Below are 13,054 nucleotides of genomic sequence, written 5' to 3'. Positions count from 1 at the left end.
CTTTTTATGAGCATGTAAAACAAGTGGATATTCCGGAATTCAATAAGGCTATAAAAACGCTACAAAATTGGCAAGTAGAAATTCTTAATAGCTTTGTTTACAACTATTCTAATGGTTTTTTAGAAGGCATTAATAATTTGACAAAAGTTATTAAAAGAAACGCATTTGGTTATCGAAATTTCTTGAGATTTCGAGCTAAAATATTACTAACGCACAAGTATAAAAAGATTGGAACTCATGTTGGTTAAGGTGAAGGAAATTTTACTTCACCCCAACATTTGACGTAGAACCGAAAAAAAGGCATCTCCACAACAGTAGATGCCTTTTCTTCTACTCATCCATTGTGGTAGCTCGTTATTTAAACCATAGAATATTAATTTATCCAGGCCAGAATCTACTAAATTATTCAGAAACTCCTTAAATCTCTCTTCATTATGCTGAGCAAGTTCTGCACAGATTTCCATATCAACATCTCCCCAGACTGGCAATTGTGAACTGTCCAATCCTTGTAATCTCGTTATCCAAATTCTTTCTCCAAATAGGATATGAGAGAACAAACGATTTACCTCTTGACTTCCATCTGCACCATTTTGTAATGTTTCAAGGATACGTTGGTTAGACCAAATTATATGGTCATACATCTTTTGAATAGTTTTCAATGAGATTCCCACCACCAATGATTAAATTTTCCAATTGTTTTCTACATCAACGTCCATTAAAAATTATCCTACTAAGTATTCTTTATTTATAAAATTGAAATACATTACGTTGTTCTTTTGCTAGATAGAGTATCAATGATTGATTGATTAGTAAATTTCATTTACTGTTCTCCTTTCCAAACAACAATTGAGAATGTAAAAAACTAATCGGTTTAGTTACCGATTAGTTTTTTAGTATTTCAAGCTTCAAATGTAGGGTTATTTATCAACTATCAATAATTTACTCCCTGTACTTGCTAAGAATGCGGCATTGACATTAATTATTAAAAGCTTGTTGATACCATTGTTTTGCAGCTTCCACTTCTGTCATTGTGAGCTGATGTCCTGTATTTACCCATTTCACACCAACCGTTGCCTTTGCATCTTCTAATAGTTGTTGAAGGTCAACTGATTCTCGTTGTGGACAAATCGGATCATTTGTTCCTGCTGCAATAAATACTTGGATTCCTGTTAAATCTGGAAGCGTTATACCGCGTCTTGGTACCATCGGATGATGTAAAATCGCACCTTTTAGTGCATCTTTAAAATGGAATAGAAGGCTTGCTGCTATATTTGCTCCATTTGAATAACCAATAGCCACTTTGTTTTGGCGATCAAATTCATACTTCGCTGAAGCTTCTTCTAAAAAAGCATTAAGCTCGTTTGTACGGAATATTAGATCCTCTTCATCAAATATACCTTCTGCTAAGCGTTTAAAGAAACGGGGCATCCCATTTTCTAATACATTACCGCGCACACTAAGTACGGAATCTTCGGGATCTACTATATCCGCTAGAGATAGTAAGTCATGTTCATTACCACCAGTGCCATGTAAGAGTAATAAGACTGGTCCCTCGCTATTTGTTCCATGCTTAAAAATATGTTCCATAATAATTATTCTCTCCATTCAAAGATGGCTATTTAGAAATAATTAGTATCATCTATTTAATTGTTGTTCCCTATTTGGGTCTTTCCTTTGAAAAGATTTCGCCAATTGTTGCATAACTAGTTCCAGCTAAACGACTTATAGCGTTTAAACCTCTTGGATCGATACGCCCGTCTTCATAAATTGCTTCATCTATATGAAACCGGACTACTTCTCCAATGAATAAATCACTACCAGGTTCTTCCCCACCTAGAGAAATTGCTTGTACTAATCTGCATTCCATTCGAACTTTTGCTTCCTTAACACCAGGTACAGATACATTTTCACTTGGTACGAGTGTTAGATTTGCTAATTCGATTTCACTTTCTGATGCAGGTAATGAGGCTGCTGTTTCATTGATTTTCGCTACATTCTCATTATCCACAATATGCACAACAAATTGTTGGTTTCCATATATATTACGAGCAGTATCCTTTACTCGGCCACTTGGTCTTTGAATAGCAAGTGACACCATGGGCGGGTTGGACGAAACAATATTGAAATAGCTAAATGGTGCCCCATTAACAATTCCATCCTCCGATTGTGTGGTAACGAAAGCAATGGGTCTTGGAATGATAGTACCAATTAAAAGTTTATAATTATCTCGTTCACTATTTTGTTTTGGATCAATCGAAATCAATATATTCAACCCCTCTGTTAGTCGATTGGACGTACTTGAATTGGAATAAGCGAATTAACTAATTGATCACGGTTGTGTTCATATTGTGCAGGTAACATTAACTGTGTCCCCATTGTTTCCAGTGTTTCATCATGTGCAAATCCTGGAGGGTCTGTTGCAATTTCAAATAATATTTCCCCTGACTCACGGAAATACAATGCATTAAAGTAGTTGCGGTCTTTTACCTCTGTTACTTGCTGTCCGTGATTCATCGCATGTTGTTGCCATTCCAAATGATCCACATCATCCTGTGCACGCCATGCTATATGGTGAACAGTACCAACACCCATCGAGCCGCGTTCGCCAGTGATCGTTTTTAAATCTATTATATTACCGATATCGGCGGTTGCTTTAAAGCGTGTATAATCACCCTCAGTTCCAACCAACTCTAGCCCCATTACATCTGTTAGTGTTTTTGCCGTTTCTTCTGGTCTGCTTGAGTAAAGTATTACACCACCAAAGCCTTTAATCGCAACTTCTGGAGTTACACCACCAAATGTCCAGTTGTTTTGTTCACCTTCTGCACGTTCAACAAGTTCTAAATGGAGACCGTGTGGGTCATCAAATTGAACTACATGCTCCCCAAAGCGTTCTACTTTTTTAAATGGAATAGCAAATGTTGCTAGGCGATTGACCCAAAAACCTAGGGCTCCTGTAGGCACCACATACGTTGTAACTCCAACTTGACCGTCTCCAATTTTTCCTGGATAAGCATTTGCCCAAGGGAAGAAGGTAATAATAGTACCTGGTTTTCCTCCACCATCCCCAAAGTATAGATGGTATGTGCCAGGATCATCAAAGTTTACTGTTTGCTTGACTAAACGTAAACCCAATACCCCTGCATAAAAGTCAATATTTTCCTGTGGATGACCTACTATTGCTGTAATATGGTGAATTCCCCCATTATGTTTTTTCATCATTATTTTCTCCTCTATTTGATAAATTTTAATAACTAATCGACCAGCTTACGGTAACCACGTATAGTCGACTACATTCATTTTTTCCTATGATTCTTACTCAATCGGCTCTAGTTTTGCCTCAATTTCTGCTCGCTTGCCTTCTTAAAATGGTGGTAGGTCTAGCCCTTTACCCAGAGATTCAATGGTAGAATCTACTGTAAAACCGGGTCCGTCTATCGCTAACTCAAACCAAATACCGTTTTCTTCTCTAAAATATAAACTCTCAAAATAATAACGATTTGTTATTTTCATCACTTCCAATCCAAAGTCTCCAATACGCTGGTGCCACTCCAGGATCATCTTGATTGACCGTTTTTTTACTCTACGAAGCCCTAACACCTTTGATAAAACATGTTGTTTTGTTGTCCTTTTTTCGTAATCATGGAAATATGATGATGTCCTGCTATCTTGTTCATCTAGTTCTCTCCCTTTCTACTATAAATTCTGAGCGAAACCTTCAATATATTTGATAGCGCTTTGATCAAAATTTATTCATATAAATCACAAAATATGCTCTTGCACATTTTGTGATTTATAGAAATTTACATCGGTTTAAATTATTTACGTATTGTGTTTAATGCAGTTGTCCAAGGGATAACTTGATCTAACATTTGGTTTACTGAATCAGCTTGAACTGCAGCTGGTTTGAAGACTGTACCGTTTTCGAAGTCTGTAAATAATGATAAAGCCGGATGAACACGTACATGTGCTACTAGTAATTCAGATAGAATTCCACGTAAATGTTCTGTTGCACGAGCTCCACCTACAGAACCGTAAGATACGATACCTGCAGCTTTGTTGTTCCACTCTTCACGTAGATAATCTAATGCATTTTTAAGTGCTCCAGTGATTGAGTGATTGTATTCTTGAACGATGAATACAAAACCGTCTTGTTTTGCAACCGCTGCTGACCAAGCTGCTGCTCCTGATGCGTCTCCGCCTGCTTCACCTAAAAGTGGTAATTTGAAATCTGCGATATCGATAATTGTGTAGTTTGCATCCCCACGTTTATCTGCTAATTCTTTTACCCATGCCCCTACTTGTGGACTTACGCGTCCCTCACGTGTTGAACCTAAAATAATACCTATATTTGATTTTGTCATTGTTTTTTCCTCCTCATGTTGTTTTTCTTGTCCAAATAATTTATTTAAAAAGCCCATTTTTTCTATTTCACCTCCTTAAAAGTACTCTTTTTCTATGTTGAGCGTGCTACGTACTGTGTTGATCGGTCGCACGGATGCCTCAATCTGTTCGCGTTTTCCTTCAAGGAATGGTGGTAATGATAAGATTTCGCCAACTTTTTCATAAGGTTCATCCCCCATAAATCCTGGTCCATCTGTCGCCCATTCAAAAAGGATGCCTGTTGCTACACGTGCATATAAAGATTCAAAGAAGAAGCGATCCACATACCCAGAAGTACCAAAGCCAGATGCTTGCATATGGTCAATCCATTCATATAGTACTTTCGTATCTTCTACGCGGAAGGCTGCGTGATGAACTGTACCATAGCCTTGTCGACCAGCTGGCAAGATCATATTATGTTCCACAATTACTTGTGCACCATTTCCACCTTCGCCTACTTCGAATAAATGCAGTGAACCTTCTTGAGCAATTTCACGCATTAACATTACTTTTTCCAATACTTCTTTAAAATAATCAAATTGAGCGATACGGATATGAATTGGTCCTAAACCTGTAATGGCAAATTCCAATGGCACTGGTCCATTTTGCCAAGGTATTCCTGATTCGATACCCTCATTAAATTCATCAGAAACCAACATATATTGTTGATCATCGAAGTCTACGAATGAAATAGTCTTCTTCCCAAATACTTCTTTTATACCATTATTTTTTACCTCGTATTTATCAAAGCGTTTCATCCAGTAATCCAGTGCGGCATCTGTCGGTACACGGAAAGCTGTTTTATAAATCTCATTCGTTCCATGTGTTCCTTTTGGAATACCTGGAAAATCGAAGAATGTCATATCTGTACCAGCTGACCCTTTGTCATCTGCGAAGAATAAATGATACGTTTGAATATCATCCTGATTGACTGTTTTCTTTACTAGACGCATTCCTAGTACATAGGTGAAAAATTCATAGTTTTTTTCTGCACTACTTGTAATCGCTGTTACATGGTGTATTCCTTTTAAATGGTTCATTTCTTTTCCTCCTTTTTTACAACGAATTAATGATTCTCGAATACGAGCTAATTATTAAAAAAATATAACTTTAAGCATACCAATCAATTTTTGTTAACAGTTCAATCATTTTTTTCATATCCGTGTCCGTTAACTGACAAAATATTTCTTCCATCTTCTTCTCATAGTTAGGAAAAATTTGATCCATAAGTGTCTTTCCAAGACTCGTCAGACTCGCATAAGTCACACGACGATCTTCCGGACATGCTTTACGAACAACAAACTTCTTTTGTTCAAGCTTATCAATCACATAAGTGATACTACTACTTGAAATGAGAACCTTTTTCCCAATCATTTGAATCGGCTGATCGCCTCTTTGATAGAGTACTTCTAATACAGCAAACTCCGTAGGATTCAATTCATTTCTAGCTGCATCTTTTCTAATCACTTCTTGAATCGATTGGGAGGCACGAAGAATAATGGAAACGGCATTCAATTTTTCTGTTGCTAATTCCATTCGTATCACTCCTCTAATGTATCTCTAATTACGACACCTTCAATTAAAGTATCTCTAATTCAAACTAAATATACCATGTATTCATTTTAGCTGTCAACACTTTAGTAAATATTTAATAAATAAAGGGGCTGTTCCCAAAGTCATTTGGATGACTCTTTGGGAACAGCCCCTCTTCTAATTTCTTATAAAGGAACGGTTATTGAGATTTAAATTGCTGTGTTAATAAAAGTGAGTGTTTATCATTATTCTCTCCTTTGGTTAATAGGTCGGCAATGTAGAGTATCCACCCGTTTCATAAGTAGAAAATTCCCAATCGACTCCTGTATGTTGGATATTTTCTCTTTGAATTGACAACCAGTCTTGTAAGTAAACATAACGAGATATAATGTTAGCAAAATAACTTAACGAAATATGTATCTCAGCTCTGCGAGATATTTCGAACCATCGAGTTACATACTCTAATTGTAAGTCTGTGAAACGACTAATTAGTACTCTAACTTTATCTTCTAAAAGGATAAAGTCATCAGAATCAAGTTCTCGACTATCAAAATAAGTGATGATTTCTCGACTTAATTCCAATTTCTCTATTATTAATTGAAAGGCAGAAACTATAAATTGAAGTTGACGTTGCACTTTTCCACTTGGTAACTTTTCAATCATCGGTGCTACTTGGTCTAAGATTGCCTCAATTTGCAACGTTACATCAGTAGGGACCGCGAAATAAGGACGCAGCGGGTGTTGAGAATGTCTTTCAAACTCATACTCTACTCCTTCTGGTAGATTTAAATCATAGGCTTTCATTTTCTCGGACGGAATTTGTCCATTGATAGCCTTTCCCATAATCGGTTCATCAAATAATGCCATGACACATTCACTTCGATTTTTCGACCAAATAGGAGGGATTTTATATATTTCAGCTAAATGAAAGATAATTTTAGAGTAACCCTGTAAGCTTAATACATTATCAATCCATTCGCTTATTAGTTCTGTTTCAACTTTGTAGCCAGACCAAGCAATTGCGGATGCATATGCATAGGAGTAATAAACCGGAGCAGGTTGGGAGTAGGCCCCATGGTCATTCCAGTCAGTTAAAAGGATTCCTTCAGCATTATTTGCAATTCCTTCTAATGTCAAGTTAGCTATATTGGTAAGACTTCCATGAAAACGTGGAAAGAGTGTATTCCAATTCCCAGTACCAGGACTTACCCAATAGGGAATTCCTGAATGGTTAAATAAACTTGGAGTTCCATAAATTTCTTTAGGGTCATAAATCCAATCAATATATTTAATATCCGCTGGCATTTTGCCGGCATATTCAGGGTATTCTTTAACGACATCACCAAAAAGCATGATACGCTTGCCATATTTTTTGGCAATATTGTGAATTTTCAGCAAATGTTCCAAGTAAAGATCTCCAACTTCTTTGTTAGCCGATTTACTTTTGCCTTTGCCGAGGTCATAGGGTTCATCCGAACAGACATTTAACCACGGACTGTCAAATAACGGTAAATAATCTTTGTAGAGGTCATCTAACAACTTGTATGTTTCATCTGATGTTGTGTCTAATGACCAATACATTTCACTTTCAGATAGATGCTGATATTCTTTGCGAGTGAGTATACGATTCATGTGACCTAAAGATTGTAGATTTGCTTGTAGCTCTATATGATTTTCATGGCAGTAATGTTGAAGTTCCTTAATATCTTCAGGAGTTAATGGAGAACTACCTCTACTAATTACAGGGTGTGATTGAAACTCGAATGTGTGCTCTACATAAAGTTGTAAAACATTCATTCGAAGGGCACTTATGATATCCACAACTTCTTTTAAATAATCAAGTGTGTAGACTTTACCACGAGAAAGATCTAGCATTAGTCCTCTTTTAGTTAATTGTGGTTTGTCCTCTATTTCTATACATGGTAAATTCATATCATGAACTTGATAAAAGAGTTGTATAAAGGTATCCATTCCATATTTTAGACCGGCTAAATCTGCACCTTGTATATGAATATTGTCTTCATCTATACTTATTTTGAAGGCCTGTTCTTCACATTCACTTACAAAATCTTCTATTATGCTTTGACCTAAAACATAATGGAACCCTTTAAGTTGATGATCCACTTCAGGTATTAAATCTTTAGGCATATTTTTTATATTTAAATCATTTAAAGCTACTGAAATGCGTGGTTTTGCATCCTTAATGGACCTATTAAAGTAGCCATCTTTTAAAGATAGCCTTTTAACTGGGGGGGAAAATTTATATTTCATTTTTTCTACTCCTTTTTACTGCCAAGGATAAGCTCTTTCCCACATATTACGGAAATCAGCTGTCCATAATATTTTATATTTCTTTCCAACGAGATAGGTTTTGAACTTGGTGTCTAATTCGTTGCCCACTTGAACACTTCGGTATTGGTCTGAAAGCCAATGAACTGCTTCACCTAACTGAATACTAGCTTTATCAAAAATTAATAAACTACTTTCAATTCCCTTCCAATTCGCTCGAAAAGTCCACACTTCCTCAAACTCTTTACGAATTGCAAGAAATTCACTGTATATTTTTTTCACATCTATTATATATTCAAGTATTTCTTCACCTGTGACATTTCCCAGTGCAAACTTATTTTTAATTTTCATACTCAGAAGGCCTTTATTTCCTGTAAATTTTGTGATTATTGCTGAAAACCTTAATTCTTTTATGAATTTAATGCCAAACAATTCTTTCCAAGCATCATCAGGATAATTCAATTCAATCTCTTCAAAATCTGAAATAACTTGATCAAGCAATAATTCTGCTTGTGAGCCATTTTCATATAGAATAGTAAAAGATTCGTGCGTTAAATAAGGATATCTCTCGTTCCCATTCATTGCTAACCCGTCAAAAAGATCATCAAAGAAATAATAAATTGACATAGATTTGAAATCAGTTTGAACATTAGGTGCTAAATTCGAGTCCATCAGTAACCGAAAGGCAATAGCTATTTTTTCATCAGGAAATAAAAGTGACCAAGATTGGTCTTCTATAAGTTTCGGCTCTATTATTTGGGGATGATAGCTCTGTTGTGCACCAATTACGTAACCATACAGGCTCAAGCCTAAAGGTTGAAAATGCCCATAATCGCCCCAATCTGTGACTAGAAAACCTTGTGCCCCTTGCCGTTTAGCCTCAGAAGAATAATTAATCAAATTTATATAGGTATTATAAACTCGTGGAAATAATGAGTTCCAACTACTCACTCCACCAGCTGCCCAATAATTGATTTGAGAATTTTCAAGTATATCTAAGGATGGGAATTTAGTCAGTGGATTGTAATTCCAATCTGATACGATAATATCTTCCGGCAAATTTTGTAACAGTTCTTTATACCGGAGTGCAATATCTCCCCATATAATTATTTTTTGAACCCCGTATTTTCTAGCAATAGCGGCTACTGCCTCTATATGTTCAAAATATACTTGTCCCTTACCTTTTTCAGCTACTGCGTCCTTAGAATAGCCAGTCCCAATATCATATGCTTCATCCATGTTAATATTTAAAGAAGTTGACGAGAACCACTTGAGTGTTTGTGAAAAAACCCTATCAATAAACTCATAAACTTTCTCATTTCCGGCGGCTAGCGAAAATAAATTTTCATTCTCCGCCAAGTGATGATATTCAGGAAGCATTAAAATGCCATGCATGTGAGAATATGTTTGAAAGCAAGGTTGTAGATCAATTTTATTGAGTTTACACCAAGCATCTAGGTCTCTAATTTCCCGCTCGGAATAGGAGCCAGTTAATTGTCCAATAGTTGGATCAGTGGATAAGAAAAATTTATCTTCAAAATAGAGTTGTAAAATATTATATTTTAAATCTGAAATCAGACTGATTAAATTTTTTAGATACTCAATTGTAGGCATTTTTCCACGTGAGACGTCTAGAAATAATCCACGATTTTTAAATTGAGGAAACTCATATATTTCTCCATGATTTATTTTGTTCTGTCCTGTAAATAGCAGAATTTTAAGTGAGCTTAAACCATGTTGTAAGCCAATTAGAGAGGGACTCTCAATTTTAATCGATTGATTTTCAACCTTTATGCTAAACTCTTCCGAGGAATTAGCTATTGTTTCCAAGAGTTCTAACTTTAGTTGATTTGAAGAACTACTATCTAATGTAAACTGGGAAAGTTTACAAATTAATTCTCCTCTTATTGATGGTGTTGTTATTAAATTGAAGTCCTTAAATCTAGAATGTACATCCTTTTTTTCTTTCCATTTAATTGCTGGAATACAATTCATAGTTTCTCCTTATAAAAAGCTGGGACTGACAGATTGAAAGTTCTGTCCCAGCCGATTGAATTTTTATTCGATTGGTTTTAGTTCGCCTGTTAGAATTTTGATTACTGCAAAGTTATCATCACCCGCACTGTTTAGATATAAGTCTTCATCTGATCCCCAATCAGTTCGAAGTCCTTCGCTGCTGATGTTTTGTGCCCATTTTGAATAAATCGGTAAATATGGAACTGTCTCATTTACTGTGTAGGCAATTTTTTCAACAACCATTTTTTGTTTCTCATCATCCCAACCTTGTGTAGATTGATTTAACAATTCTGCTAAATCCACATGTCCTACACTTTCTGTTTGTTGCGTCATTGAATAACCCATTCCTTTTGGTGCATTTAAATTACTCATAAGCAACGGTGTTTCATAGGCGAAAAATGGATGTGGTTGTCCAGTGCCAAAGAAAGATAAAGCTAGGTCGAAATTACCGTCATTGATATTTGTTTGTCTTACTAGGGCATCGATGCCATCAAACGAAGTTTCAATACCAAAAGCCGTTAGTTGTTGAGCAACTTCCATTGCCGCAGTTGCGGCATCTGTCCAAGTTGATGGTGCTTGAATTGTAAGTTTTAGAGAAGTTCCATCTTCTAGAACCCATTTACCATTCGTCTTGGTAAGGCCTGCCGATTGCAATAATTCAGTTGCTTTATCAAAGTCAACTGAGTAGTCAATTAGTTTGGAAGTATCCACCCAAGTCTCTGTCATTAAATCTCCTAGACCTGTAACATATTCTGTACCTTTAGTAATTCCCGGTAATGCCAATTCGCCGACACTTGCCCGATCTATTACATGAGCAATGGCTTGTCGAACTTCAACTTGATCTAAAGGTTTTTTCGCCGAGTTAAAATATACCGCCAATCCATCAACACCTTGCAACTCAATCGTTCCATAGCCAGCATTTTTAAACGTCTCCATGGATGCTGGAGGGAATTGATGCGTGAGGTAATCGATTCTTTTATTTAATACTAATGGTGTTAAATCCGGAACATCCCCGTTATAAACCAGAACTTTTTCAAAATTAACAGTATCTGCTAAAAATGATTTATCGTTTTTGATTAATTCAACGTGAGACTGACTAACATTTGAAGGGTCTAAATAATAGGGACCTGTAGCATTCACAACATCTGGTCTAAAGTTATTGAATTCCCCAACTAACGCTTTCCACTCTTCTGAAGTTTCATCCTTTCCTTCATTCAATAGTTCATTGACTTGATCTGCATAAGTGCCATACGTTTTATAATCCACGATAGGTTTTCTTAAAATATAGCGGTAAATCATTGTCGTTTCTTCTTTAATACTAAAGGAAACTTCTGTATCATTAATCACTTCAACATTTTCGATATAATTCCATACTGGATTTCCAACTAACTTGTAGGTCATAAAAGTTGTCCATACATCTTGGGATGTGAATTTTTCACCAGTCTGCCACGTAGCATCATCGCGAAGTTTTATATTAATTTGTTGATTATCATCTGATAACTCCCAACTCTCTGCTAACATCGGCATATATTCATCGCTGGAGGCTTTATATGTAGCCAAAGGTAATTGATGCAGTTCACGATAAAATTTTAATTCAATTGCATTCGCAACAAACATATTAAAGTGGCCAGTTGGGACAGTTGCATATGGCCATCCCCCTGCAAATTCTGTTACCTTTTGGGTTTTTAGTTCACTTGAATCATCACGATCTGAACAAGCTGATACGAGTAAAACGAGGGTTACCAGTACAAGTAGTGTTAAAATTTTTCTTCCAAATCTTACTGAACTTTTCATATGTTATTTCCTCCTTAGTAGCTAGTATTTATCAAAATATGACTAGATTATTTTTGTTCATCATGTAAGTGACACGCAACAGAGTGGCCATCGCTTTTTTCAATTAATTTTGGAACAAGTTTCTCACAAAGACCCTCAATTTTTTGCGGACATCTAGGGTGTAATGGGCATCCTGAAGGGATATTTTTGAAAGAAGGGATCTCTGTCCCCCCCAACTGGTAATTCTCAAACTCAGATGGTTCATCAAGTAAACCAGAATTGCCAGCAGCTGCAGATAAGATTGCTTTGCTATAAGGGTGTAATGGATTGTGGATGAAATCTTCCGTATTCCCTTTTTCAATCACTTTACCTAAATACATAACCATCATTTCTTGATCTCGGGCAAAATATCTTCCCAAAGCTAAATCATGCGTAATAAAAAAATAGGAAATATTCGTTCGTTCTTGGATATCTTTCAGCGTTTTTAACAAACTGATTCTTAATGATGTGTCAATCATACTAGTAGCTTCATCCACCACAATAAACTTAGGGTCCATTGCTAGAACACGAGCAATTGAAACACGTTGTCGCTGACCACCAGACAAGTGAGATGGATACTTATCTACAAAGTCAGTTACGGGTGTTAAACCAACATTTTCTAGTAATCGAGTTACTTCGGCATATAATTTAGTTGTATTTTTTATTCCTTTATGTTTTCGAATTGGATTTGCAATGATATCAAAAACCATAGAAGTTGGATTTAATGATTCATATGGATTTTGATGGATTAGTTGAACATTCTTTCTGAAGTCTATTTTGTCTTTACCTTTCATTTCAGAAACTTCGCTTTCTAAAAAATGATACGTTCCTGAACTGTAGGGAAGTAATCCAGCTAAAACTCTACCTAAAGTCGTTTTACCACAACCAGATTCTCCAACTACACAAAGCGTTTTCCCAGGATTTAAAGAGATTTCTATATCTCTCAAAATGGTGACGCTATCTTGTCTCTTTTGACTAAACTTTATTGACAAATTGTTTACTTTCAATAATTTTCCCATAG

13 protein-coding genes are annotated in these 13,054 nt (G+C 36.0%); 1 reads left to right on the top strand and 12 read right to left on the bottom strand.

Going from position 1 to position 13,054, the window contains the following annotated elements; all coding sequences use genetic code 11:
* Positions 1–248, top strand: a 248-nt coding sequence (locus tag LDK52_RS18070; RefSeq protein ID WP_277587316.1) for a transposase, incomplete at its 5' end; no start/stop codon positions are given.
* Between the two features lie 18 nt (positions 249–266).
* Here LDK52_RS18070 and LDK52_RS18065 read toward each other — a convergent pair.
* The 12 genes from LDK52_RS18065 to LDK52_RS18010 form a co-directional block, all read right to left on the bottom strand.
* On the bottom strand, positions 267–659 hold the full coding sequence (locus LDK52_RS18065; protein ID WP_277587315.1) for a hypothetical protein: 393 nt from the start codon (positions 657–659) through the stop codon (positions 267–269).
* A 316-nt stretch (positions 660–975) separates the two neighbouring features.
* Positions 976–1,590 (bottom strand): alpha/beta hydrolase, encoded by a 615-nt coding sequence (locus tag LDK52_RS18060; protein ID WP_277587318.1) that lies wholly within the window; start codon positions 1,588–1,590, stop codon positions 976–978.
* Between the two features lie 67 nt (positions 1,591–1,657).
* Positions 1,658–2,263, bottom strand: a complete 606-nt coding sequence (locus LDK52_RS18055) for a flavin reductase family protein (protein ID WP_277587314.1) — start codon at positions 2,261–2,263, stop codon at positions 1,658–1,660.
* Positions 2,264–2,280: 17 nt separating this feature from the next.
* Positions 2,281–3,219 carry a ring-cleaving dioxygenase gene (locus LDK52_RS18050; RefSeq protein ID WP_277587313.1) on the bottom strand — a complete coding sequence of 313 codons (939 nt, stop codon included), beginning with the start codon at positions 3,217–3,219 and terminating at the stop codon, positions 2,281–2,283.
* 144 nt (positions 3,220–3,363) lie between these two features.
* Positions 3,364–3,522, bottom strand: a complete 159-nt coding sequence (locus tag LDK52_RS18045; protein WP_407081834.1) for a VOC family protein — start codon at positions 3,520–3,522, stop codon at positions 3,364–3,366.
* Between the two features lie 296 nt (positions 3,523–3,818).
* Entirely contained in the window at positions 3,819–4,421 is a 603-nt protein-coding gene (locus LDK52_RS18040) for an NADPH-dependent FMN reductase (protein WP_277587311.1), read from the bottom strand.
* 18 nt (positions 4,422–4,439) lie between these two features.
* Positions 4,440–5,423 (bottom strand): ring-cleaving dioxygenase, encoded by a 984-nt coding sequence (locus tag LDK52_RS18035; RefSeq protein ID WP_277587310.1) that lies wholly within the window; start codon positions 5,421–5,423, stop codon positions 4,440–4,442.
* A gap of 70 nt (positions 5,424–5,493) precedes the next feature.
* Positions 5,494–5,919, bottom strand: coding sequence for a MarR family winged helix-turn-helix transcriptional regulator (locus tag LDK52_RS18030; protein ID WP_277587309.1), 426 nt, complete (start codon positions 5,917–5,919; stop codon positions 5,494–5,496).
* A 258-nt stretch (positions 5,920–6,177) separates the two neighbouring features.
* Positions 6,178–8,187: a family 20 glycosylhydrolase gene (locus LDK52_RS18025; protein WP_277587308.1), complete on the bottom strand. Its 2,010-nt coding sequence runs from the start codon at positions 8,185–8,187 to the stop codon at positions 6,178–6,180.
* A 15-nt stretch (positions 8,188–8,202) separates the two neighbouring features.
* Complete coding sequence (locus LDK52_RS18020) at positions 8,203–10,200, bottom strand: family 20 glycosylhydrolase (protein ID WP_277587307.1); 1,998 nt, start codon at positions 10,198–10,200, stop codon at positions 8,203–8,205.
* Between the two features lie 63 nt (positions 10,201–10,263).
* The gene (locus LDK52_RS18015) at positions 10,264–12,015 is read right to left on the bottom strand and encodes an ABC transporter substrate-binding protein (protein WP_277587306.1); all 1,752 of its coding nucleotides are present in this window, start codon (positions 12,013–12,015) and stop codon (positions 10,264–10,266) included.
* Between the two features lie 47 nt (positions 12,016–12,062).
* Entirely contained in the window at positions 12,063–13,052 is a 990-nt protein-coding gene (locus tag LDK52_RS18010; protein ID WP_277587305.1) for an ABC transporter ATP-binding protein, read from the bottom strand.
* Positions 13,053–13,054: the final 2 nt, after the last annotated feature.

This window comes from Psychrobacillus antarcticus, from assembly GCF_029533155.1.
Taxonomy (GTDB): domain Bacteria; phylum Bacillota; class Bacilli; order Bacillales_A; family Planococcaceae; genus Psychrobacillus; species Psychrobacillus antarcticus.
The sequence above is the reverse complement of the archived record's forward strand: the minus strand, read 5'-3'. Positions and strand labels throughout refer to the sequence as shown.

Excerpts from the sequence above, each read along its gene's own strand:
- LDK52_RS18030 (WP_277587309.1), bottom strand. The coding sequence starts at position 5,919 with ATGGAATTAGCAACAGAAAAATTGAATGCCGTTTCCATTATTCTTCGT.
- LDK52_RS18035 (WP_277587310.1), bottom strand. The coding sequence starts at position 5,423 with ATGAACCATTTAAAAGGAATACACCATGTAACAGCGATTACAAGTAGT.
- LDK52_RS18020 (WP_277587307.1), bottom strand. The coding sequence starts at position 10,200 with ATGAATTGTATTCCAGCAATTAAATGGAAAGAAAAAAAGGATGTACAT.
- LDK52_RS18025 (WP_277587308.1), bottom strand. The coding sequence starts at position 8,187 with ATGAAATATAAATTTTCCCCCCCAGTTAAAAGGCTATCTTTAAAAGAT.
- LDK52_RS18015 (WP_277587306.1), bottom strand. The coding sequence starts at position 12,015 with ATGAAAAGTTCAGTAAGATTTGGAAGAAAAATTTTAACACTACTTGTA.
- LDK52_RS18040 (WP_277587311.1), bottom strand. The coding sequence starts at position 4,421 with ATGGGCTTTTTAAATAAATTATTTGGACAAGAAAAACAACATGAGGAG.
- LDK52_RS18010 (WP_277587305.1), bottom strand. The coding sequence starts at position 13,052 with ATGGGAAAATTATTGAAAGTAAACAATTTGTCAATAAAGTTTAGTCAA.
- LDK52_RS18050 (WP_277587313.1), bottom strand. The coding sequence starts at position 3,219 with ATGAAAAAACATAATGGGGGAATTCACCATATTACAGCAATAGTAGGT.